General features: G+C 46.5%; 16 protein-coding genes and 2 pseudogenes. 11 read left to right on the top strand and 7 right to left on the bottom strand.

Features of this window, described 5'->3' with window-relative positions; translation table 11 throughout:
- The first annotated feature begins 508 nt into the window (after positions 1-508).
- A complete protein-coding gene (locus tag QUA62_RS26275) occupies positions 509-943 on the top strand; it encodes a hypothetical protein (protein WP_333407726.1) in 435 nt (144 codons plus the stop codon).
- Between the two features lie 174 nt (positions 944-1,117).
- On the opposite strand, the gene QUA62_RS26270 is transcribed toward QUA62_RS26275, so the two are convergent.
- The 4 genes and pseudogenes from QUA62_RS26270 to QUA62_RS26255 form a co-directional block, all read right to left on the bottom strand.
- Entirely contained in the window at positions 1,118-1,252 is a 135-nt protein-coding gene (locus QUA62_RS26270; protein ID WP_333407725.1) for a hypothetical protein, read from the bottom strand.
- 23 nt (positions 1,253-1,275) lie between these two features.
- Entirely contained in the window at positions 1,276-1,692 is a 417-nt protein-coding gene (locus tag QUA62_RS26265) for a hypothetical protein (protein WP_333407724.1), read from the bottom strand.
- 160 nt (positions 1,693-1,852) lie between these two features.
- A pseudogene (locus tag QUA62_RS26260) lies at positions 1,853-2,377 on the bottom strand (tyrosine-type recombinase/integrase); the annotation flags it as partial.
- A gap of 42 nt (positions 2,378-2,419) precedes the next feature.
- A pseudogene (locus tag QUA62_RS26255) lies at positions 2,420-2,695 on the bottom strand (site-specific integrase); the annotation flags it as partial.
- A gap of 917 nt (positions 2,696-3,612) precedes the next feature.
- On the opposite strand from QUA62_RS26255, the gene QUA62_RS26250 reads away from it, so the two are divergent.
- From QUA62_RS26250 to QUA62_RS26240, 3 genes are read left to right on the top strand one after another with little or no spacing between them, the layout of a single operon-like run.
- Positions 3,613-4,035 (top strand): hypothetical protein, encoded by a 423-nt coding sequence (locus tag QUA62_RS26250; RefSeq protein ID WP_333188295.1) that lies wholly within the window; start codon positions 3,613-3,615, stop codon positions 4,033-4,035.
- A complete protein-coding gene (locus tag QUA62_RS26245) occupies positions 4,032-4,532 on the top strand; it encodes a hypothetical protein (RefSeq protein ID WP_333407722.1) in 501 nt (166 codons plus the stop codon). Before QUA62_RS26250 ends, QUA62_RS26245 begins: the two co-directional genes overlap by 4 nt.
- A gap of 46 nt (positions 4,533-4,578) precedes the next feature.
- Positions 4,579-4,767, top strand: a complete 189-nt coding sequence (locus tag QUA62_RS26240; RefSeq protein ID WP_333407720.1) for a hypothetical protein — start codon at positions 4,579-4,581, stop codon at positions 4,765-4,767.
- Positions 4,768-4,914: 147 nt separating this feature from the next.
- Here QUA62_RS26240 and QUA62_RS26235 read toward each other — a convergent pair whose 3' ends face one another.
- Positions 4,915-5,220 carry a hypothetical protein gene (locus QUA62_RS26235; RefSeq protein ID WP_333407719.1) on the bottom strand — a complete coding sequence of 102 codons (306 nt, stop codon included), beginning with the start codon at positions 5,218-5,220 and terminating at the stop codon, positions 4,915-4,917.
- A gap of 189 nt (positions 5,221-5,409) precedes the next feature.
- On the opposite strand from QUA62_RS26235, the gene QUA62_RS26230 reads away from it, so the two are divergent.
- From QUA62_RS26230 to QUA62_RS26200, 7 genes are all read left to right on the top strand, one after another.
- Complete coding sequence (locus QUA62_RS26230; RefSeq protein WP_333407717.1) at positions 5,410-8,577, top strand: DUF5906 domain-containing protein; 3,168 nt, start codon at positions 5,410-5,412, stop codon at positions 8,575-8,577.
- 176 nt (positions 8,578-8,753) lie between these two features.
- Complete coding sequence (locus QUA62_RS26225) at positions 8,754-9,173, top strand: hypothetical protein (protein ID WP_333407715.1); 420 nt, start codon at positions 8,754-8,756, stop codon at positions 9,171-9,173.
- 313 nt (positions 9,174-9,486) lie between these two features.
- Complete coding sequence (locus tag QUA62_RS26220) at positions 9,487-9,675, top strand: hypothetical protein (RefSeq protein ID WP_333407713.1); 189 nt, start codon at positions 9,487-9,489, stop codon at positions 9,673-9,675.
- Positions 9,676-10,059: 384 nt separating this feature from the next.
- Entirely contained in the window at positions 10,060-11,859 is a 1,800-nt protein-coding gene (locus tag QUA62_RS26215; protein ID WP_333407711.1) for a tyrosine-type recombinase/integrase, read from the top strand.
- Between the two features lie 319 nt (positions 11,860-12,178).
- Positions 12,179-13,465 (top strand): hypothetical protein, encoded by a 1,287-nt coding sequence (locus QUA62_RS26210; protein ID WP_333407709.1) that lies wholly within the window; start codon positions 12,179-12,181, stop codon positions 13,463-13,465.
- Positions 13,466-19,402 carry a tetratricopeptide repeat protein gene (locus QUA62_RS26205; protein WP_333407707.1) on the top strand — a complete coding sequence of 1,979 codons (5,937 nt, stop codon included), beginning with the start codon at positions 13,466-13,468 and terminating at the stop codon, positions 19,400-19,402.
- A gap of 133 nt (positions 19,403-19,535) precedes the next feature.
- Positions 19,536-19,733, top strand: coding sequence for a hypothetical protein (locus tag QUA62_RS26200; RefSeq protein ID WP_333407705.1), 198 nt, complete (start codon positions 19,536-19,538; stop codon positions 19,731-19,733).
- 91 nt (positions 19,734-19,824) lie between these two features.
- Here QUA62_RS26200 and QUA62_RS26195 read toward each other — a convergent pair whose 3' ends face one another.
- Together QUA62_RS26195 and QUA62_RS26190 are read right to left on the bottom strand one after the other, a co-directional pair.
- Entirely contained in the window at positions 19,825-22,989 is a 3,165-nt protein-coding gene (locus tag QUA62_RS26195; RefSeq protein ID WP_333407703.1) for a type I restriction endonuclease subunit R, read from the bottom strand.
- On the bottom strand, positions 22,986-25,313 hold the full coding sequence (locus tag QUA62_RS26190; protein WP_333407701.1) for a hypothetical protein: 2,328 nt from the start codon (positions 25,311-25,313) through the stop codon (positions 22,986-22,988). The genes QUA62_RS26195 and QUA62_RS26190 overlap by 4 nt, the downstream gene beginning before the upstream one ends.
- Positions 25,314-25,394: the final 81 nt, after the last annotated feature.

Raw genomic sequence — 25,394 nt, 5'->3', positions numbered from 1 at the left:
ATCTACTGAATATGCTTTCATTGGTATATTTTTTTAATCTATTCTTATTGTACCTCATAACACCCGGAAGTGCTGTAATATCAGGGTGACAGTATCCAAAATTAAGATTTGAGATAGAGAATTTTTCATTTTGTAAATCGTTGAGGCTGGCGAATAAGGATTTCAGCGCTCTAAATTTATATACCCACTTCAACCATAAGTTGATTTTTTAATCAAAAAATACAATAATGGGTTCAAATTGTGGCTGGGAATTTGAGTTTCCCCGCCTAGAACAAGGTTTTGGAGTGAGTGGGAAATTACCCTATCTTCGCCTAAAGTTCCTAGCGGGATTTTTACGACTGGCCGCCATAGTCTTCTTCTTCGTCACAATTTAAAAAATCGGCCATCGGAAAAATAGCCGCCTGCCCGTCCGGCTGAGGACACCAAAAACTCGTGTGTCACGCGCTTGAAACTACTAGGCGTTCTTGCTAGACTAAATGAAACGCTTGACACAAGGGATTTATTTGTTATGCCTAACCCTAAAGGACACGAAGACTCAATCAAAGATTCCCGCTTTAAAGCTGCTTGGCAGAGCGGCCCAACTCGCACCATTCGAGTTCCGATCGCCCTGGCTGACGCTACTCTAGATTATGCCCGACAACTTGACAAAAAAATCGAACCGCGTGACACAGCCGATAGCCGTAGTGGTTCCGAAGTAGACAAAAAACAGTCTCAATTGCCTGATACAAGCGGTTCAGTTGATGAAATAAAGCGATTAAAGGGTGAATGTAAGAGACTTCAAAATTTAGTGAGTGACATGAGGATTGAGCTGTACCATACTCGACGCCCTGAAATTGAGCTACCAGAGGCTGCTGACCTATTAAACAGGCTCAAAGCCAAGCGTAAGAAATCAGCGGCAACACTCGCAGACATTGAGGCAATTTTGGAGATGATTGAAGAGTAAACCCCAAAAAGGAATTAGAAATCTATACCCCGATTCATCCCGGAGATATGCTGAGATAATTTCTATGGCGTTAAGCGTCAAAAACCACCTAAAACCCTATCAGGGATTGAAACTCCTTCGTTACTTACTGCATTACTGCAAACCTCCACTAAAGCCCTAAAACGTTAGCAGGGATTAAAACTTGACGCATTTTGATTCCGGTTGATTCGTTTTGATTTCTGCTTTTTTGACTAAAAAGACCAGCCGACACTCTGTTAGCGGTTGCCGAAGGCGATCGCCTGCTGCGACAAATAGGGGTTCTGTTTCCATAAAGCAGGGTTAAAATACTCTTTCTATCGTCCAAAAAATGGGTCGTTAGAAGATGTTTTATGGAGCAACTGGTTGTAAACGGGAACAGTATCTGCAAAAATTTCGAGTCGAATCGTGTTTCGGTCACCCCTTTGAAATGTGACCAGGTACAAAGTCTCTCCTATTTCCTCACTGAATGGATATTGTGGTCGCTCTACAGTTCCTCTTACTTCAAATCCTGAAGCGTTAATCTTTTTGCCGTTAACTCGATTTATCCCTTTAAGAACATAAGCTCCAGGTTCCCAATAAGAAAGCTTAATTGTCCATTCCTTTGAGGCGAATATTCCTGTTGAAAGTGGACACTTGTTGGTTTCTTTATCGCCCATTACCGAGAGTTTGCAAGGTTGAGCTTGTGCTAGATTAACAGGCTGTGACAAAGCGATAATCAATGGAATAAACATAGGGTTTTAGATGAAATTATTAGAGAAGTATATACGATAAATATGGATAGTTTAGATCGAGCAGTTTTGGGCTGTCTTTTCCTCAACGCCTTCCACTTAGATCCCATCAGATCGCCCGCTAAGTTATCAGATACAGACCGCTCGAATCATTCGGCTTGGCGTGTAAGTATTTAGAAGTCGTGGCAACCGACGCATGGCCCAAACTTTGGGATACCAAGTGAATGGGTGCCCCCCGGTTGAGAGCGTGGGAAGCGTGACAATGCCGCAACCAGTGAGCGCTAGCCTTCTCAGAAATTCCCGCGCGTTTAGCAGCTTCCTTGACCAAGTGCGTCACCGAACCCCTGTGCAAGCGGCCGCCGTTGGTAGCTTTGCGACTCCTGAAGAGCGGCTCAGAATTCCCTGCATCTCCTCTGCTGTTCAAAATTTCCATATATAAAGTCTTTGGCAGCAGAACAACGCGAGTCTTGTCGCCCTTGCCATAAATCAAGAGTTGCCCGTTTTCACCGTTGGGGGTCAAATCCTCCCAATTCAAGTCGCACAATTCCGAAGCCCGGAGTCCAGCGTAGTAAAAGGTTTTGAGGACAAGCTTGTTCCGATCGCACGGCTCCAAAGCAATCATCATCATCACTTCGAGGTCAGAGAGGATTTTCTGCGAGAGTGTATCCTTCGGTTTTGGCGTAGTCAAGGCAGTCGCTGCATTAACTGGAATCAGACCAGTGCGGTGAGCGAAAGATAGTAGACTTTTGACAACAGATATATAGGTACGACGGGAGGAAGGGGATAGCTCCTTTCCTTCCAACGTATCAGAGAAGCTTTGAAAATCTTGCAGAGTAAGCCATTGCAGAGGCTTGTCAATGGTAGTTAACAACTCTGTTGCAACGCGACGGTAGAGATCCGCCGTATTTTTCGACTTGCCGTGAACCCACAAATCAATTATTTGGGCATTGTCCGTGCCGGGAGCGATGACCTGTGGAGCCGGTGGATTGGAAGCTGCGAGAGTCATTTTGGGCATTCTTCAATACTACATTAGTAGGGTTATGTCATATTCAAACATTCTAAAATAGCCCCATCCTTTTAGAGAGGGAGCGGGTTACTGCGGCTCACAAACTGGCAGCCGGCCGGTCGGACTCTGTGACCAGGGCTTTCAACCTCCGAGCGAGATTGGCTTTAGTGCCGTGTGCATCCATGCCTTTCAACTTGGCGAGCGAGCGCAACGATGGCAACGGCATTTTGTTTAGGACTTGCTCAATATCCCCCTCCTGTAGCGCCTGCTCAATATTGTCTCCGTGTAAAGGTTCTGGCTCGGTCGGTGCAGTAGGTGTAACTTGAACCTTAACCACTGTATTGATTTTATCCGGGCGGGGAGCATACGGTGTAGTTGGTGCGGGCGCGGGTACTGTGGCTGTGGCGGTCGGCTATGTGTACTACTATAGGCTCCTATAATTTACCAGTTACGGGGTTACATAAAAGTAGGATATATGGCAAAATGCAGACAGGGCAACGCTTGTGTCAAAGTTTGTCAAAAGTGGCATAAGAGGGACTGGCTTTCCCATAGGTTACATATATACACGGGCGTGCGGATGCGTATACACGGGCGAGTGCGTGGATGTGGGCAACCAAATACGGATGGCTTATGCAACCTTTTAAGTAGAATAAAATACGTAATCTCCTACCGTTAGGACACTTGAAACGGTAGTTTAATAGGAGGGTTGTATAAACGAATTAGGAGATACCCAACGTAGAATAAGATATGTAATCTACTACCGTTAGAATGCTTAAATTGGTAGCCTAACGAGAGGGTTGTATAAACGAATTAGGAGATACCCAACGTAGAATAAGATATGTAATCTACTACCGTTAGAATGCTTAAATTGGTAGCCTAACGAGAGGGTTGTATAAACGAATTAGGAGATACCCAACATGGCACAACAATCAATCCCAGCGGTATCACAAGGAGTAGTTAAGCTACCCGACGGAAGGGCGTTTAATCTTGAATCTACAGAAGGCGCTGAGTGGCTCGATTCCTCTACTTCTTTTAGGTTTGAGTCCTCTCGTGGCAGCAAACCTTTCACCGCCCGCAGGCAAGAAACGAGAGGTATAGGCTACTGGTACGGTAGTAGAAAAATAGAGGGGCGGGTACATAAAAAGTACATAGGCAAAGCTGAAGGGTTGAGTATCGCCCGGTTGGAGGAAGTAGCAGAAGGGTTAACTAATGTGGAACCTAAAAAGGTAGGAGATGGGGAACCTAAAGCAGTAGCAGATAACGCGCCTAACGGTCGCCTAGATGCTCTTGAGGTACGGTTGCGGGCAATGGAGGAACTGCTGGGAAAAGTCTCGGCTTGAGTGTTTCTGAATCAGCAGCGCTCAAGCCTGACACGGTAGTAGAAACAGAGTTGTCTAACGAATTAGGCAACCTGAGAGCAGAGAACGAAAAACTGAAGCAAGACTTAGCGACCGAGCACGAGAATTACTCTGCGCTTCTCAGTGCTAATAAGCGGGTAACGGATGACCTTGAACAAGAATTAGCAGAAGCCCGCGCAGACTACGCCCTGCTTCTAGAATCTAGTACCACAGTGGCGGATAATCTGCGAGAGGATATTCGGCAATTGCGATCGCAACTCGAAGCCGAACAGGCCGATCGCCAGCAAGTCGAGGCCCAACTTTCCGACCTGCAAAAACGATTGGATGAAGTCGAACAGAATTCAGCACCAGTGATCGACTTATCCGATAAAGCTGGCGAAGTCATGAACTTCTTTAGGACTCTCCTGCCAAAAGATACCAAGCTACCCAAAAATACTATGACCAAGCTTAGGCAAATTTTGGAAGCAACAGAAGATTAGAAGGTCGATCGCCCGATCGCCCCAAACAAAAAACCCTCCGACCGAAATGTCAGAGGGCTTTTTCTACACGATGGGTAATTTGCAATTGGTAATTGGCAATGAGTCTTTGCCCCAATTACCGCAGTATAGCGGCTCTGGAGCTTGGGCGATCGGTACAATAGACAAGTCATTTCAGCAGCGGCGACACATTCCAAAAAGAAGCCCCCGGAAATTCCCGGAGGCTTCTTTTTATTAGAGCTAATGTCTGTTTGTTTCAATCAAATCACCGATAACACAGTCCGGCTCGGTTCATCTAGGACAAGGTAGCGCTCGGTTGTGTTGGCGATGTTCAGCGAGTGATGTTCAGTGCGGCTATCTGTTCATGGGTTAGCTGTTGAATCTGCTACGGTGGTTGCCAGCGCTGACCAAAGTTTTGCCGAAGTTGGGGGAGGGCGATCTGACTGGGAAAGAGTTCGGGAGCGCTCACCCAAACACCAATACCTGATTCCTGATTGGTGTAGTAAGCGTCAAATTGTTGCCACGATACCTTTGCCAGTTTGCCTTGCTCAGATTCGCGCCACAGTCGATCGACAGTCAGCGATTCATGTCTCACCACTTTGACTGTGCCGATCGCCTTTCCTTCTGGCAAGGTTGCGTAAACTACGATCGTGTCTCCAGGTTGAGCTGCATCAGTATCAGGTAGGATCAATTTGCTATTATTTGGCTAGTAGAAAAAGCAAAAAAAAACTTCTAAAGCCATAGCCTCAGAAGCTGTTGTTTTTTTAAGCTACTACTTAATTAAGTAAAAGATCTCCTAATTTTGTTTTCCCACTTCTTTGACCGGAAAAAGAAAACAAATTAGAAATTGCCACACCACAGGTGTGGTCACTTTTCCATTATGCACCAACTTGATCAAAAAAAATTCGACATCCGCGACCACCTGGATCGACTGTCACCGGGCAAGGGCAAAGACAAATATGTTTGCCCTGTGTGTGACGGACGTAACCTACAGATTGAGTCCGAAACTGGGAAGTACCACTGCTTTACCTCTGACTGCGAGAACAAAGCTATCCGAGAGGCTATCAAGCCGTGGGCTGAAGTTCTGGCAGAGCGTGGGGGCAATAGCGATCAACACAGCAGCCAGCGTCCGATCGCCACGAAAACCAACAAAAAACAGCCAAAACCCACCCCAATTCCAGCGGATTCAAAACTTCTTAGGCTACCAGCTTCGCAACGTGGGCCCGAATCTCAGAAACCCACATACATTCCAGAGGGTGTACCTGCTAGCGCCGTACTAATCACCTACAGTTACAGCGACACGCAGCAAGTTTACAGATTTGAGTGGCCCGATTCAGACAGCCCAAAAGGACGCGACAAAACTTACCGGCAAGCTCACATTGACATCAACGGTAAACGAGTCTGGAACAAGGGTGATAAGCCTTGGCCTGCTTACCGCACTAACGAAGTAGTCAAGACTTTGAAGGGCGTACCAGACGATGAAGTCGTTGTAGTCCTGATGCTTGAGGGTGAACCAAACGTAGAACTTGCACGGGGTATCGGCATAGCAGCCTTAACGTTACAGGGGTGTAAATGGAACGATGCCGAAATAACCAGAGCTGTTGAAGCGCTGCGGGCAACGGGCAAAAACATCGTACTCGCGAAGCTACGGGATAACGACTCTACGGGGGTCAAAAAAGGCAGTCAAATTCAGTCAGTATGCGATCGCCTGCAATTCCCCTGCATCGTGATTGACCCAGTTGCCATCTATCCTGATATCCCAGATAAAGGAGATATTAAGGAGGTTTTGGACAATATGGACGCAGAGGAATTTATTCGGCGGTTAGAGGAAGAGATTCACAGACAAGCTGCGGGGTCGCCGATTGACGATGCCACTCTTGACCAAATGGATGAGGAAGCTCGCAGTTATGACGACGACAGCCCAAGGCAAAAACTTGAATTTAATCAGGAAGCGCTAGGTTTTCTATTCGAGGACAAACCTTGGATATGTGCCGACGGCAAGCTCTACTACTGGACTGGAACTCATTACAAGTATTCGCCCGACTCCGAGCAACGCCCGCGTATTGCCTCCTACTGCAACAGCTTCCCGGTCTTTGTCGGCGATGAAAAAAAGAAAGAAGTGACTTTCCCATTCGCCAACCCAGCCTCAGCCAAGAAAGTTTTAGAGTGGGCGAAGATGCGACTAGAAATCAATTCTGACTTACTCAATCCCCCCGGCTTGAACTGTACTAACGGTGTCTTGAAACTGCACTGGGAGGCTGCTGCTGTAAGACTAGCTCCTACTCCTAGATGGGAGTTAGTCAAACATAGTCCCGATTTCTATTACACCTACGAACCACTGGCAACCTACAACCCAGAATCTCCTACCGAGGATTGCGATCGACTGATGGAAGTTCTCAGTGCCCCGCAACGAGACATTTTCTTAAAAACTATTGCTGCTAGTTTGGATTTAGCGACAGTCCGCAAGTATAAAGGCCGTATGGTACGAGCGTTACTTCTCAAAGGCTACGGCTCCAACGGCAAAGACACGCTTAGGGAGATTGTCAGCTTGATGTACGGACGTATCGGGATGACGGCCGCCACCCTTTCTGACTTTGCATCCTACGATGAGGGCCGCAAATTTCCCTTAGCCCGTACTGCCAACAGTCGAGTCAACTGGGCCAGCGAAAATGCTCAAACAGCGCGACTAGACAGGATTCAAAGCCTAAAAGCCTTTGTTACCGGCGATACGCTGTCTCGCGAAGGCAAAGGAAAAGACGAAGAAGACTTTACCCCTAAAGCGATCGCTATCTTTAACTGCAACGACACGCCCAATATGCAGGGAAGCCTAGAGGCGATTAAGTCCCGATATGGTGTGCTGAGCTTTGACAAAACTTTCAAAATCAACGCTGACCCAACACGCGGCGAGATTGAAGCCGACCCGCGATTCAAATATGACCCCGACTTTTTGAAGACAGAAGTGTTGCCAGCCTTCTTAAACAAAGTCCTTGACGCTCTGGTAGCACTGATGTCTGATGGCATCGACTACGCAGCCACCGAGGCTGCTATGGCCGCGATTCAGGCAGAGAATTCTCACCTGTTCCAATTCTCGCAAGATATGGGATTGGATTACTCGCCTAACAATATCCTTACCGCTAGTGATATCTGGGCTCGCCTAGAACAGTGGTATCAAGACAACGGGACGCTGGTATACGAAACCACGACCAACGACAAAGTTAAGGCATTGTGGCTCGACCAACCACGCAGAGGCGACAGCAACGTTAAGGGGGTTAATCAGGTACTCGCTCGAATTCAGCAGCTATTCCCAAAAGCAACTCGCACCACGGTATACAACGCCACCTCAAAACGGTCTGTTGCCGCGCTATCGGGCATCAGTTTTGTCGATACCCGCACCAGTTCCGCACCAGTTCCGCACCACCACCCGCACCAAGAAACCCTTACAAATCAAGGCCTCCGCACCACCCGCACCAGTTTTTCCAACTCTGAGCAAAATCAAAAAAAATTAGAACAGGATGTCGGTTGGGAAACTGACAATTGCAATGAGTTTCCCGAAAATTTCACAGCAAAAAAAGTAAAACCTGCCGAAACTGGTGCGGGTGGTGCGGAACCCTTAGAAATCAAGGATTCTAGCTGCGGAATCGGTGCGGGTATTGATGCGGGTGAAGTCAAAACTGGTGCGGGTGAGGCAAAAGTACCGATCGCGCCTCAGATCCAATTCACCCCCGGCGATCGAGTGAAAGTTTCGCCAGAGTATATTGGTACTCAGGAATTCAGGGGAAAGCTGGCTCGAATAGTTGAGGTATATAGTGGCGGGCTGTGTCGGATTGAGTTTGACAGCGAAATCGAAATATCTGGATGTCAGCCAACAAAAGCGACCAACATTAATGGCTTGGTTTTAGAATCCGTCGCCGACGTGATGAGGGAATTATGTTTAGAAGCCGCTGTCAACGCTGGCGAAGTCACCGAGGCTGCTGTAGTCGAGATTGTGGGGGAGAGCCTGATTGAATCCGCAGCCAAACCAGAACCAGCCGTAAAGAATGTGTCGTAATGTTATAAATCCTGCAACGTCCTTTCATCCCCGTGACTTCAATCCGGGGATGAAAGGGGATTTTAAACACAAAAAAAAGAAGTTTTTATGGCCAAGGCACATAAAAAAAGAACGTCTACGACTCCCAACTTGTCTCCCTAGACCAGAACAGAGAAAAAATCTGCGAGCCTGAAGGTTTGCGCGCTCAAATTTTTGAGGCTTGGGTGCAGCGTGATGAACTAGCTTTATTCGAGTACCAGCAAAAAGGCATCGCAGCGGTTGAGTCTGATGTCACACTACAAACTAAATCCTCTCAGAATCAGGGTTCTAGCGATTTGACCTCAAAATCGGCGTCTGTCACAGCACCTTCTATAAATAAAGAAGAAATGAGTAGTGTGACAACAAACTCAACCATTAGAACCCTGTCAGAACGTACAGAAACACAACCCATAGGAAGACTGGGCTGGGTGCAGCGCTGGGGTAAGTGGGTGCGCGCTTCCTTCTTAGCTGCTACGGACGGTAGCCAGTACCGAATCCTGATAGAAGAAGTAGGGGGATGGAGCGAGGTTTTGGCCTTCTCTGACCAAACTCGCTGGGAAGGGGGCCCGCCATGTTAGAAACTACGCCAGTGTATGTGCTAGTTGGGGTGCGAAATGTGGGTTGACATTTTCATCGGGATAATAATGTTAATTTAGTACGCTATAATAGTTCGTATGTCGCTAATTTTCATCCGAACTTAGCACTCATAACTTTCTTTAAAATTTCGACAATAACTTTGTCTGGAAAGTGTTGGCTTTTTCAACGCTTTACAGCCAATAACTAAATAAAATACCAAATCCTGACAGGAGTTCCCCGAACTCCTTTTTTTGTGTTTTTTTACGTCGAAATCAATTGAAAGTTTCCTTCATTTAATCAGACAGGAGTTTTGACATGGCTAAAGCTAAAAAAAAAAGCATGAGGAATGAACCAGAAATGTACGACGAAATCAAGAAGCCTTTCAACTTCAGTCTAACCCAAGTGGCTATCAACGAATTGAATACCCTGGCAAAATTGCACAGTATTTCGCGCTCGGAAGTTGTGGAACGATTTGCGCGAGGCCAGCTTGAACGCAAAAGCTGAAAGGCCATACCTGAAAAGGATTAGCTGATCGCAAGACCTAATTTTCAAGATTTTACCAGTAAAAGGTCGGATTCTGGGGAGCGAGATTTTGAATTCCTATGCGTAGTAAAGAGTTAGGTTATCCACAAGACCGGGCGTTTTTAAACGTTAATAAGCAGCTTGCAATCTTATTTATAAAAAATGGGATTGTTCGCATACAAAAACGTTATTAGGTATGGTTTTTAACCGATATTAATCTGTATATAAAACACTGCATTCCTTGTGTACAAAAGGTTTTATAGTACAATACTAATAAAAACGAATTTTTGAAATCCTTTCCCCAAAAATGCGTAGCACTTACGCCCCACCTGAACACAAAAACTTTCATTTCACGAGGACTTATAAATGACGGAAAATCTCTTTTTGAGCGATGTCATGCAGCTCTATAGCGCTTACCTTCAGAGCCATCACCCACTAAAAAAAGCGCAAGAAATCGCGAACCAAACCGAAACTGCGATTAATCGGTACACGCTACCGGGATTTGGAATGAAGCCTTTCAAGGGACGCAAACCTACTGGCGCCGAAACGGAGAGAGCAAAAGTTTTCAAACAAAGCCTTAGCGTGGAAGAACTTCCAACATTATTAGAAGCGCAAGAAAAAACTTTTAAACTGTTGCAACCTTCGGCCGATAGTATAAATGTTTCCCGATCGCGACTGAAGCAGTTGATTACCTGGTGTACGAAGCAAGAGTGGTACCCCGGTAATACCTCCCCCGTCAAAGTTATTGATTGTTGTCCCCGTCGCCATCAGAACTATGGCCCAATGGCGAAAACTTTGCTAGTGAACCGCCCCAACTTACCACCTTATGGGTTGCGGGCGGAGCAAATATCACAAGAGTTAAAAGCTGAAACTGACCTTTTTTACCAGTTTCGCACCGCAATCCATTGGCCCAACAGACCAGATGAACCAGTAAAAGCAAACATTGCTCACCACGAAATTACTGTGATTTTTCGAGTGTTGGGTTGGGTTCATTCTCATCTAAAAGTGCCGCTAGAGGAGTTGAGTTTAAATACCTTAATTCCGTCGGTCGAACTCAAGTATGCAGTTTCTAAAGAAGCTGCGATTGCACTGGCTGCCAAGGCAGGAGATTATGTAGATTGTTGGGTTTGCGAATTTTGCAATTTTTTGACTGAAGAACGGGATACCAAAAGCCCAAACACTCATCACACCTATCTGGCAGTAATATTGGCGGTGGCGAAATTTCAATACCACAAAAAAACCAGTTCTAAAGATTACAGGGATGTGCCGGCTGTGGAGGTGCTGCATCAACGGCTAACGCTGATCAAGAAAGAATTTAAAAACTACGTTTCAGACGTGGATATGGACAAAAAATGGCTAGACTTGCCAGAAGTTTTCAAACTAATTGTCGAGCCGTTGCGCTTGGAGTGTCAACCGAAATCGGTGCGTGGCTATGTTAGAAAAGGGACAGCAACTGCTTCTAGTTTTCAGCGCTACGTATTGTGGGGGCTTTTGACCTATTCGCCACCACGACGACAACAAGAGTTACGGGGATTGAAAATTGTTCTTAAGTGTCCGATCAAACGGCCTGTGGATGTTCCTCCCGACGGTTTCTACCAACCTTTGCCTACAGGTAACGACCGCGACCGGAATTACTGTTATTTATATAACTTGAACGGTCGATGGATTCGAGACACGCCAGCCGAATGTTATAAAACTGGAAAGACTTACGGACACCAAGAATTAGAGATTCCCAACGTGAAGTTCCCTGACGGCCGCTGTTTTTACGACTACTTGGAAGCGTGGCTGTATGGCTATTCCACAAAGTCGGACGGGAGGTGGCATTCTTGTGGACGTTTGGAATTCAGTGCGAATCACGACTTTGTTTTTTTACAGCACAAGGGCAAGCCTTTTAATCGAGAGGGAATGGGTCAATATTTAAGTGCAGCCGCTCATGCCCTGACGGGCCAACGAGTGACCCCTCACTTATTGCGGGACATTTTTGCGACTTATTTTTTGGATAATGGAGCTCCCGACGGTGACGTAGCTTCCCTGGCCTACGCAATGGGACACAGCCAAGAAATGCTTAAAGCGAGTTACGATCGCCGCACTCCCAATCAGAAGCACCGGCCGATTCAGTCGGCGCTCTCGAAGCTAGTTCAGAAATCTCTGTCCGAGGAGCCGTAATCGCCCTTCCCCCTGCATAACCGTGCAGGGGTTTTTTTCAACTAACTCCTGCACAAATACAGCTAGGATAATTATTTATTTACTTAGTTTTAGTTGATATTACTAAACTCTTCAATACTGATAAGGTTTAAATAGGTTGTTAAGGCGTAAGTCCTGATATAGTGTGCCTGCCTAAGTCCTGTCTTAATTAAATTTTTTAAAGCTGTTACACAATCTAACACTGAACAGCTTAATTATTAAATATTCCCGTTCCCTGTTCTCCCTCTTTAATTAACTGGTATAATACCTGCAATTGAAAAATAAATAAAATGAACCGCGAATGAGTAACATTAAATTTTGGAAACCAGCTTATCAACTATTCCGACATGATGAGCCGTTAATGAATAACGAGTTAGAAGAGTTCTACGTGCGCCGGGAAGATAGTCCGGTGGATACTTTGGTAAATTTGCTGGAAATGGACGATGATGCAGCTCAGTATCTGGTCGCCGGACATCGCGGGGGCGGTAAAACCACCGAACTGAGACGCCTAGAACGAAAATGCGCGCATGATTACACAGTTGTTTGGGTGGATACGGATACCGCGCTGGATAAGTTTAACATTGGTCATGCGGAAGTGGCTGTGCTGATTGGGATGCAAGTCGTGCAGCGACTGGCAGATGTGGGTTGGAAATTGCCCAAAAAGTTGGAAAAGGAACTTTTGGAAAGTCTCAAAAAAATAACTTACCAAGATAAAGTTACGGGTGGGGGCGAACTTCAGTTACCGAAGCTGTTTCAAGATTTGGGGGCACAGCTCAAAGTGGGGTTTCAGCGAGAAACGACGCGGACGCTGGAAGTGAAACCAGTTTTGGGTGAAATTATCAACAAGGTGAATGAAATTATTGCTGCCGCTCAAGGACAGACACGAAAGTTATTAGTTATTGTGGATGGTTTGGATCGAAAGGAATATTCGATCGCCCTGGAGATGTTTTCTAGTTCGTTGTTGACGGATATTCAGTGCCATATTGTTTATGCTATTCCGATCGCCTTGCGCTATTCTCCATCTTTTAAGCAGCCGATGGAGAGCTTTACTAGATGTCTAGATTTATCCAATATTGGTGTTTTTAAATGCGATGACATGGCTCGTCCGACTACAAATCCGGATAATGTAGGACGGCATATTTTGAAGGAGGTTGTTCAGAAACGGTTGGCAAAATTGGGCGATGCCTACGCGAATATAGTCGAACCGGAGGCGCTGGATCTGCTGGGCGAGAAGAGTGGGGGCGTGATGCGGGAGTTGGTGCGTTTGGCGCGGATGGCTTGCGAAGTGGCATTGAACAAGCAAGCGAGCAAGATCGATCACCCCATTGCCGAGGAAGCGGTTCGACTAGAACATCAAACGTACACGATCGAGGATTACCATTTTCCCGAACTGGAGGCGGTGCATCGCACGGGCAAGTTGAGCAGCAATGAGTTTGACTCGCCAAAGCACGGCAGAATTGTCATTTGTAATGAGTTACTGCACTACAAGTTGGTGTTAGGGTACAACGACAAGAAATATGGGCGTTGGTTTGATGTGAATCCGATGTTGTGGGTTGATTTGGAACGCTGGCAGCAAGCCAAGGAGTAGATGATGCAGGAACTAGAACCGGGCGATCGAGCAGAATTAACGAAACTGGTCAATGCAGTGGCATTGAGCGATCGCAGCCTCAGCTTATTTGCGATCGCGCCGGATAGCGCCCCGAATCATCCGGTGGTGGAACAGTTTAAAGTGCAGTTGCTGCAGGAGTTAGATGAGCCGTTTGAGTTCCACACCCTGTACTACAGTGACGATTCGCTGTTCGATTGCCTCCACCGTCTTGATGGAGAGGCCGCATCCGGGCGCAGAGTAGTGATGGCATTTGGGCTGGAGTACCTGCCCCGACACCGATTGCGACAGGAAATGCAGCAGTTGAATTTAGGGCGAGAACGCATTTTCGATCGCAATATCGTGCTGGTGTTTTGGCTGAGTCGGGAGACGTTTCTCAATGAGTTTCGCCAGCAGGCTGCGGATTTTTGGGACTGGCGGGGGAACGTGGCCTATTTTGCGACGCGCCCCCCGTCAAATCCGCTGCTGTATCCGTATCTGCAGTGGCTGATTGCTGAAAACTCTTACCTGAAAATTGCTGGGGTAATGCAAGTCAACCGCCAGGTGGATATTCTCCTCGATCGCATTTATGTATCGCTTCAGGCAGAATGGGTCGAGGAACAGAGTCAATCGTTTCGAGAACGAGTTACCAGGGGCGAAGGGCGAGTCAAACTGAGTCGCCCTAACAAATTGGGAGAACCGGATTTCCCAGATTTCGAGTTTACAGATGAGCCGATGCTGGCTGTGAGTGCTGAAGCTAGCAGCCGCCAGCGCGTGACTAAAATCGTAGATCTTGCGGAGGGGTTGCGGAAACACACCTATAGTGCGATTTTAGGGGACCCTGGAGCCGGGAAAACGACGTTGCTGCGCTATCTGGCGCGACATTTTGCGATCGCCTATTGCGGCCTTCAAGCTACATATGAGCCAACCACCCAGCCTTCTGGGGAGGTAAGTCCCTCTCCTCTGAGGGTTGGCGAGGGGTCGCCCAATTTGAGGGTGCGGGGAGGCATGGATGAGGATTTAGGAGAGATTCGGTTGCCGATTTTGTTTCGGATTGCCGATTTTGCCGAACGCCTTGCCCAGCAGCCTGATTTGAGTTTGGTGGAGTACCTGAAGCAGTTTTATCGCCACTGGGAGTGCGATCGCGATCGAGCCAATGGCGATGCGGTTGCCGACTTGTTGCTGGCAAAGATGGCGGCGGGGGATTGTTTGGTGCTGATGGATGGGTTGGATGAGGTTTTCGATCGAGCAAATCGAGTCCAGGTGGTGCAGCAGATCGATCGATTTGTGAAGGACTACAGCGAGAATAAGTTTGTCATCACCAGCCGGATTGCCGGATATCAGGAAGCTTCGCTGGGAAGTCGGTTTCGAGAGCTCACAATTACGCCGATGGGCAATGCCCAAATCAAGCAGTTTCTGGAACGCTGGTGTTTCGCAATCGAAGAGGCGCAACGTCCCGAAGCCGATGTTAGTTTGAAGGAACGAGAGGCCCAACGAGAAGCGCGGGGCATTTTGCAGGCGATCGAAACTAAGCCGGGAGTGAAGCGATTTGCCACGAATCCACTGCTTTTGACGATTTTGGCGCTGATTCACCGCAACGGCACTCAAATGCCCCAGCGACGGGTGGAGTTATATCAGTTGGCAACCAAGACCCTGATTGAAGATTGGCAGTTGGGGCGCAACATTGCCTATCGGGTAAAGCAGAAGCAACTGTCCCTCGTGGAAGAGGAAGTCACCGCACTGCTGGCTCCTTTGGCGTTCCAGATGCACGAGGAGAAGCCCTCTGGGTTGGTGACGCAGGCAGAGGTGGAAGCCTGGTTAACGCCCAAAATGGCAGAGCTACAGGGGGTGGAGGAACCGGAGGCACTGGAACTTGTGCGACAGTTTTTGCGGAAGGTGCGGGAGACGACGGGGCTATTTGTAGAACGAGCTCCGGCGGTGTATGGGTTTATGCACCTGACTTTTGAGGAATATTATGCGGCGCGGTACATTGCCGATAACGAGATTCCTGAGATTTTGAAAATTATCAACACCTATCGCTATCAGGCACGGTGGAACGAGCCGATTTTGCTGGCGTTGGGGTATTTGAGTGCGGATCGCCAACGAGTAAATCGGTTGTTGGAACAGTTGTTTGGCCATTTAGCCGACTATCAACCGGATATTGCTGGGAAGGAGATTCGGCTGAAAGAAACGGGCGCTAATCGAGTGCTGGTGTGGTATCCACTGGCAGAGGCAGCCCCACGGGAGTCTGATTCGCTGTGGCAGGATTTGCTGTTTGTGGGGCAGGTATTGGCAGAAATCAAAGTCACGCCCAAATTCTGTCGGCAGCAGGTGGAGAGGCTGGTAGTGACTTATTTGGGATTGGATGGGGATAATTTTGCAGATGAACCGACTCAGGAGTTGTTGCGGTTGCTGCGGGGAATTGAGGTCTTTAATCAACAGGTTTTAGACAGGTTGCAACAAGCAGCAGACGATCTGCTTTCTCAAGAGCAGCAAAATAAGGCGCGGGTGGCGATGCTGTATGTAGTTTGTGGCGAAGCGGGAGAAGGTTTAATTGCAGGCGTGACGAGCATCGTACAACAGTTAACGCCATCATTGTTTGGAGAAATTTTCAGTTTAGTCTCCGAATTGGGAGTAGAGATGACTCCTGCTTTGGAACGTGCTTTGGAAGATGCAATCTGCGATTTGGATCGCCGCCAAGCCTTAGAATTTATGACCGGATTATCTTATTTGCGATCGAAAAAGTACGATCAAGCAATTTTCCTGTTACAAACTTTAGAAGAACGAGGGAATTGCGATTTAGGTGGTTTTCTCGAATGGGCGATAGCCTTTGCCTGCGATAAAAACAAAGATTACGATCGGAGTTTGAATTACTATCAGCAATGTTTGGATAAGCTGCAATCTTCCCGGGCTGCTGATTTATTTATCCTGTGGTGGTATTGGGGAATCTGTTATCTAGCGCATCAAAAATACGATTTCTCGTTAAATTCCTTGCAGGAAGCATTGGGAAGTGTCAGACAATTTAACAACCGGAAAACGGAAGCTCACATTCTTTGCGGTATTAGCATAAGTTATCAAACTTGGGAGAAGTATGAGGAAGCGATCGCCCATTACCAACAAAGCCGAGAACTCTATCAGCAATTGGGCCAGGAAAAATATGTTGCTTACTCTTGGTACAGGATGGCAGATTGTTATCGGCAGTGGGGTAAATACGAAGAGGCACTCGATGCCGTACAACAGAATTTAGCCCTACGTCAGCAACTCGACGATCGACCAAACATTGCCCTAGCCTATTATAAATTGGGACAAATCTATCAAGATTGGGGGAAATATGAAGAAGCGCTCGCCAATTACCAACGAAGCCGAGAACTGTATCAGCAATTGGGCAAGGAAAAAGATGTTGCTAATCGGTGGTACAACTTGGCAGACTGTTATCGGCAGTGGGGTAAATACGAAGAGGCACTCGATGCCGCACAACAGGATTTAGCCCTACGTCAGCAACTCGACGATCGACCCAACCTTGCTCTAGCCTACTTTCAATTGGGACGCATCTATCAAGACTGGGGAAAATATGAAGATACGATCGCCCATTACCAACAAAGCCGAGAACTGTATCAGCAATTGGGTAAGGAAAAAGATGTCGCTAACTCTTGGTTGTTGATGGCAGATTGCTATCGGCAGTGGGGTAAATACGAACAGGCAGTCGATGCCGCACAACAGGATTTAGCCCTGCGCCAGCAACTCGACGATCTACCCAGAATTGCCCTAGCCTACTTTCAATTGGGACGAATCAATCAAGATTGGGGGAAATATGAAGAAGCGATAGCCCATTATCAACAAAGTCGAGAACTCTATCAGCAGTTGGGTAAGAAAAAAGATGTTGCTAATCGGTGGTACTGGATGGCAGATTGTTATCGGCAGTGGGGTAAATACGAACAGGCAGCCGATGCAGCACAACAGGATTTAGCCCTGCGTCAGCAACTCGACGATCAACTCAGAATTGCCGATGCTTACTCTCTATTGGGAGGAATCTATCGAGATTGGGGGAAATATGAAGAAGCGATAGCCCATCACCAACAAAGTCGAGAACTCTATCAGCAGTTGGGTAAGAAAAAAGATGTTGCTAAGTCTTGGTACTGGATGGCAGATTGCTATCGGCAGTGGGGTAAATACGAACAGGCAGCCGATGCAGCACAACAGGATTTAGCCCTGCGTCAGCAACTAGACGATCAACTCAGAATTGCCCTAGCCTACTATCAATTGGGAGGAATCTATCGAGATTGGGGGAAATATGAAGAAGCGATAGCCCATCACCAACAAAGCCGAGAACTGTATCAGCAATTGGGCAAGGAAAAAAATGTTGCTGACTCTTGGTACTGGATGGCAGAGTGCTATCGGCAGTGGGGTAAATACGAACAGGCACTCGATGCAGCACAACAGGATTTAGCCCTGCGTCAGCAACTAGACGATCAACTCACAATTGCCCTAGCCTACTATCAATTGGGACGAATCAATCAAGATTGGGGGAAATATGAAGAAGCGATAGCCCATCACCAACAAAGCCGAGAACTGTATCAGCAATTGGGTAAGGAAAAAAATGTTGCTGACTCTTGGTACTGGATGGCAGAGTGCTATCGGCAGTGGGGTAAATACGAACAGGCACTCGATGCAGCACAACAGGATTTAGCCCTGCGTCAGCAACTAGACGATCAACTCACAATTGCCCTAGCCTACTATCAATTGGGACGAATCAATCAAGATTGGGGGAAATATGAAGAAGCGATAGCCCATCACCAACAAAGCCGAGAACTGTATCAGCAATTGGGCAAGGAAAAAGATGTTGCTAGCCGCTGGTACTGGATGGCAGATTGCTATCGGCAGTGGGGTAAATACGAAGAGGCACTCGATGCAGCACAACAGAATTTAGCCCTGCGTCAGCAACTCGACGATCAACTCAGAATTGCCCTAGTCTACTATCAATTGGGACGAATCAATCAAGATTGGGGGAAATATGAAGAAGCGATAGCCCATCACCAACAAAGCCGAGAACTGTATCAGCAATTGGGCAAGGAAAAAGATGTTGCTAGCCGCTGGTACTGGATGGCAGATTGCTATCGGCAGTGGGGTAAATACGAAGAGGCACTCGATGCAGCACAACAGAATTTAGCCCTGCGTCAGCAACTCGACGATCGACCCAACATTGCCTATGCCTACTATCAATTGGGACGAATCTATAAAGATTGGGGGAAATATGAAGAAGCGATCACCCATCACCAACAAAGCCGAGAACTCTATCAGCAATTAGACCAAACTGAGAGCCTGGCCCGACAACTCAGACGCATTGCCCACAGTCAGCGCCAACTCGCCCGCGAAACCGCCGATCGTACTGCGGCAATTTCCCTTCTAAGCCAAGCAGAACAACACCTAGAACAGGCAATACAGCTAAATATCGATCGTGAATATCGAGAAAACCTCGCCTACGACTACATCGCCCTCAGCCTCGTCTGTAGCGATTTCCTGCGTCACATCCCCGCCGGCGATCGCACCCAACCCATCCGCATCGCCCAATTCGAGAACACCTATGCGATGGGTTTGGGTCACTTGACGGCCCTCGGGCAAACCGTCAATCTCGCTGAACAAACCCTAGACATCGCCCGGGCCTACCTAGAAATCCCTGCCTTAGAAAACCTCACCCTTGCCGAATCCCTCACCCGCCAATCCCTGCAAACTTTCCAAGACTTCAACCGCCGCCGACTTCAAGCCGATGCCCTCAAACTCCTCGGCGAAATCTACAAACATCGCATCCCGCATCAACCCGATGCCGCCACCACCGCCGCCCAATTCTGCCTGGACAGCCGCCAACTCTACCAAGAACTCGACATCATCGAAAAAGTCATCGAAATTGAGAGATATCTTTTGGAGGACAAATATACTCCGTGACCTGAGATTTTGGGCGTTGCTGATTCATGGTATGAATCAACTTTTCGCTTGATGTCACAAAACTTACTCTACTTGGCTTCTAGCCATTCCGAAAACTTGAATTCATACCCGTATTCAGCAACGCCTAGACTTTTTGGACGGTTCGATCGTCTTTGCAGGCCAAAAAGTCTACAGAAGAGTCTACATTACTGACTCCCCGGCGGGTGCGATCGAGGGGGAGATTGCTTATATTTCCTTATATTTTGTTATTTTTCCTTATGCCCGCCCTCCACATAATGTGGAACCGACAGCCACAGGCATTACAGCTTTTGTCGTGTCGATCCGTCGGTAGCAGTCGCCTGCTTGACTTTTCAGGTTAGAACACAAAAAGCTCGATCCCCTTGTCGTGGGCAACACTCCGCCACTTGCCGAGCGCAACTGCTTCAAGCTGCTGTGGTGTAAATACTGCGCCCTGCCTCAGAATAAGATTCATAAACGTGCTGGTAAACCTCTTGGCACTTGCGCTGATACACTTCGGTTGAGTAGCTTTCGGGCAATTGGTCTAAAACTTCCTCGATCGCCACTTTAACTGCGGCCTTGCTTTGCTGTCGCCTGCGCCAATCTAACACTAATTTTTCTTGCTTGAGGGTTGACAAAAGTTCCTTTGCTACTTTCTTAATTTCCAGCTTTTCTTTCTCGGTTAAGGTAATATCGGGTTTAGTCAACAAGTCAAAAATTGCTAATTCTTCCTCTGCTAAATTTTCGGATATTGCACGTTTATCCTCAATATTGAGTTCTTGGGCAAATTCCACCAAATCGGCAAAAAATATCTCCACATTGCGGGAACCAGCATTATATTCATCAATCATTTGCTGGAACTTGTCTAAGTAATTCATCCGGCTTTTGTTGAGGCGTAGCATCTGGGTTAATTGACTGCTAATTATGCCTTTGAGTTTCTCTGTTTCGGTGTGTTTGTAACCAGATGCAAACTGGGCTTTGAGGGCGTCAAAGTCAATCTGGCCCAGGTCGATGAGTTGGTTTGATTCGGGGATGACATATGTTAAAGTACCGATCGACCGATCGAGGATTTCTTCAACAGCGGCTTTGACTTCGGTAATGTCCGACTGTGGGGTTAGCTGTTTGATGCGCTTGGTAATTTCAGCAAAAGCATATAAACTAGGATTGAACTCGCCCGCTGCTGGGTCTGGGAGTATCGCTTTGTAGAGTTTGTTAACGTTCTGAGTTAGTGCTAGATATCGCTGTTTGGAATCGTCGTTGATGAGGATGGCTTCGACAGCATCATCCCATAACTTAATACGGGCGAAAGATTCCGTAGTGGTTTGGATTTCGTCAAAATCGATGCCTCGTTCAGTACAGAATTGTAGCGTAAGGTCGATCGCACTTCTCAATTCATCGACTAGGGCGGCTTTCGCTTGTACCGGAGTGTCGCCTTCTCTGACATCGCCACCGGATGCGGAACCATAAATTGCTAGGGCTTTTTGCAAGTCGCGGAAAACGCCGATATAGTCTACAATCAGCCCGTTGACTTTATCCCCAAATACCCGATTCGCCCTGGCGATTGTTTGCATCAGGGTGTGGTTTCGCATCGGTTTGTCGAGGTAGATGGTGGAACAATTGCGTGCGTCAAATCCTGTCATCCACATCGCGCAGACAAAAACGATTCGCAGGGGGTTATCCGCGTTTTTGAATTTATCGTCTAATCCGGGGTTTTCTTTTGCGAGGCGCTGGCGGTGGGGTTTGATGGTTAAGCCTTTTTTGTTAAAGATTTCTTCCTCATTTTGGGAGGAGGAAATGATGACTGCCATGTCAGTTTCGGTGATGTATTGAATCTGGGCGGTTAGCTGTTCTTGTTCGGTGGTGTTGGCGGTGATGAGTTGGTTTTGTAAATCAGTTAATTGCTGTTGCCAATAGTGCTGGACTTTGTTATACATTTTAACAGCCGTGAAGCGATCGATCGAGACAACCATTGCTTTACCTTGGTAGCCGCGCCCTAAAAAGTGACTGACTATATCTTTGGCGATTTCCTCTAAGCGTTCCTCTCGCGTGATCAGGTGTAATTCCCGCGCAAATTCCCGTTCGAGTTTATTCTCTTCGGCTTCATCTAAGTCTGCTGATTCTATAACATCGGCTATCTCTTCATTGAGTTCGCTGTTGGTGAGTTCTAGTTTGGGGATGCGGTTTTCGTAGTAAAGGGGAACTGTGGCGCCGTCTTCGATGGATTGGCGGAAGTTGTAGATGCTGATGTAGTCGCCAAATACGCGCTTGGTGGCTTCTTCTCCCACGAGTAAGGGTGTTCCGGTAAAGCCGATAAATCCGGCGTTGGGTAATGCGGTTCTCATGTTGGCGGCCCAACTATCGTATTGCGAACGGTGGGCTTCGTCGGCGATGATTATGATATTATCTCGATCAGAAAGTTTGGGGTAGGTTTCGCCTTTGTGGGTGCGGAATTTTTGAATTAATGTGAATATATAGCGGTGGTCTTCTGTCAATAGTTGTTTGAGGTGTTCGCCGCTGTGGGCGCGGACATTTTCTTCGGGTTCGGTGACAGCGCCTGTTTTGGCAAAGTTTTTGTAGATTTGGTCGTCTAAGTCGTCGCGATCGGTGATAATTACGAATGTCCAGTTTCCAGTAAGTGTGCGGTGGACTTTCTGGGAAAAGAACTGCATCGAGAAGCTTTTGCCGCTGCCTTGGGTGTGCCAGAAAACGCCGAGTTTGCCTTGATTTTCGCGGATGTTTTGTACGGCTTCTAGGCAATTATTCACGCCGAGATACTGATGATTTTTGGCAACGAGTTTGATTAAACCCTTTTTTTCTTCGCTAAATAAGGTGAAGTTTTCGACAATATCTAAGAGTTTGGTTTCGTCGCAGGTTCCGCGAATTATGGTTTCCAGGGAGATGATGCCTTGTTCGCCTTCGTTATTGATTTTTTTCCAGTCTGAGAAATACTCCCAGGTGGCGGTGAGACTAGCGATTTTGCTGATGCTACCGTTGGAGAGGATAACGATGCTGTTGTACCAAAATAATTGGGGGATTTCTTTTCGGTAGTCGCAGAAGTTGTCTTGATAGGCGAGTTCGACTCGTTCTTTGGAGGCTTTGAGTTCGATAAATATTAGGGGAATGCCGTTTATGAAGCCGATTAAATCGGTGCGGCGGGTGTACATTTCCCCGGTAATCCAGAATTGGGAAGCGAGGAAAAAGTCGTTGTTGGTGGGGTTTTTCCAGTCGATGACGGTGACGTTTTCGGGGATTTCTTCGCCGTCGTCGTTGCGGTAGGTGACTGTTACTCTATCTTTGAGGAGGTTGTAAATTTCGCGGTTGGCGCTGGCGAGGGTGAGGGCGTTTCTGTCGCGGGTGAGTTTTTCAATGGCGAGGGTGATGGCTTGTTTCGGGAGGTGAGGGTTGAGTTTTTCTAGGGCTGGGCGGAGTTTGGAGATTAGCACTACCTCGCTTCTGGTTTCTCGCCCTAATGTACTGGTTCCGCTATTCCATTCGCCGTAGCAGTTGGCTGTGGTGTAGCCGAGTTTTTCAAATAGGGCGATGGTTTCGAGTTCTAATGCTTCTTCTGAGTCGGGGTGGGGTTGAGTCATGGAAGCGAATTTTCAGTATTATCTTCTGGAGGACAAATTAGTGAAATGGCAGATGTAACTTCTTCAGCAGAACGGTATACTTCTGGCTGACTATCAAAGTGATAGGATACCCAGCGAACTTTGTTTCCCTCTTGTCTGTTGTAAAAATAGCAAGCATTCTGTTCTTTGTTAGGACTTGCCAACATACGAACAAACGGCACCAGTTCAACAGGTGTTTGCTGATTAGCGTGTAACAGATAAAGTTTTTCGTCCTCCATTACATATCGAGTCTTTACCATAATCTTTTTAAAAGGTGTTCTTGTACCTTTCAACTCTTTAACCTGGTAGTCATAGATACCTCCGCTGTACTTGGAACTATCGGGTAAAAGTAATAAGGCAGTCTCCCAATTATTTGTAATCACTTGTCTAACTTTGGCAAGATTGGACTCTAGTAAAGTTAGACGCCGTGTATATTCTTGAGAATTGGCGGCTCCTCCATGTCCTTTCCATTCATTTCGATGTTTATTAATTGCGTCGAGTTCATTAAATATTTCCTTATTAGTTAGCATTTCCAAAAAATCATGTTCTGGTCTTCCGAATAGTTCTAAGAGCCTTTCTTTGTTCTTTTTATCTTCTTTAAGTCTGCGTGTTGTCTTAGCTAGATTTCGACCCAAGTTTATCCAGCCTCCAAAAGTAGACTTTAAAACCCAGTCTTTAAACTTCGACTTTGAGTCTTGTTCTCTCCAAGCTCCTGAGTGTTTCATATAGAAAGCTTTATCTGCTGCTGCATAGGCACTCAGCATTACTACAGCAGTGAACTGAGATAAAGCTTCAAAGAAGAGAAAGAGATGATCTATTTTGTCCTTGACATTATTATCAGCATGATATGCCCAAAGAATTGATGCTAGAGGAAAGGGTAGTGACTCGACCCAAGTCTCAAAATTATCCACATGATTCAACAAACCAACATCTTTCTGCATTTCTTTGTATCTTTGTGGATGGTTCCATAATTTTCTTTGAAGACTGTCTAACTGTGTGGAGAGGTCAGTAATTATAGATTGAACACCAACAATTTTACTCTGAATCTCTATTTGAGGTAGATAGAAGGCTGCATTAACTAGCTGTGATTTATTTATTTTAGGGATAAACGTTCCAGAAACTAATGACTCTCGAATTTTTTGCCCCAGCGCCGTATTTAAAAAATTAGCTACATATTCAGCAATAGCTTTATTAGGATTCAAGACTAGCTGAATATAGTTCTGAGGCTTGATTTTAAGATTGAAGAGTGAATAAACAGCAGGCGCTCTACCTATTATCGGTAAATAGACAGCATTTGGGAGGTCAGAAAACTCTTCACCTTCTATTCTTTTGGGAAGATTGATTGCTGTACAAATTTCTGAAAGGGGGGTGGGAGATAACCCTAATCCCTTAGCAAGTTCCTTAATCTCATACTCAGCAACTAATGTAGAAAACGAACGAAAAGATGTTGAGTCAACTAATGTACCAAGTTGGAAAGTCTTTCCTCTTTTACGAGCCTTGAGGTTTTGAAGTAAGACATTGCTAGTCTGGTCTGATTTTAATTCACCAACAAACAGACGCAATGGTTTCTGTCTTCGGATAATAAGTAATAAGCTCTCTATTTGTGTCAGAGGAGCAAAAGTACCGCTAGGCAGGGATAGTGCTGCATCAATAAACAATCCAAAGTGTTCTAAGTGAGTGTAGACTTTGCGTTCCCTCTGTTCCCTGAGAAAACTAGATGATACGATAAAAAATCCCACACCTTCTGGTTCCAGTAATTGACAGGTTTTAAGAAGCAGTATATTCCCTAAGTCATCATGAAGATTAATCAAGTTGTTGTCCCAACTCAATGTTAAAGAAGTCGGTGGACAAGCGAAAGGGGGACAGCCCACAACAACATCAAAGCGCGTATCAATTTCATCTAAAAGTTGAAGCGGTTCACCCAGCTTCCAATCAATTGTTTTATCTCCATGTAGCAGATTTGCCGCTTCGTGTTCGCTAATATGTTGATTGATGCCAATTGCTACAGAAGGTTCAAACCTCTGGACAAGTGGAGACAACATCCCGCCGATACCAGCCCAGCAGTCAAGAATTGTCTGAGGTGCTGAGTCCTGGAGATAGGATGCAATAAAAGCAGGGATAAAGTCGGGGCGAAAGATTAAACCAGACGCTTTTCCTTCTTGCATAACAAGCAAACGCATCTGCTCTAAATCAATCGGAATGTTTTGAGCCTTGGCTTCCTTAAGGATAGAAAGTGCATCTGGACGATGCCCCTTAGAGCGCATTTGATCTGTTAGTTTCCTGATTTCAGGGGTTACATTACTCATGCTGCTATAGCAATCCTATATGAATTGTGAAAAGGCATCAAATCTTTTCAAGTTAGGAAAATTGAAAAGATTATATTTAGC

It is taken from the genome of Microcoleus sp. MON1_C1 (assembly GCF_036701945.1).
In the GTDB taxonomy this organism is placed as follows: Bacteria; Cyanobacteriota; Cyanobacteriia; order Cyanobacteriales; family Microcoleaceae; genus Microcoleus.
This window is presented reverse-complemented; position numbering and strand designations above follow the sequence as displayed.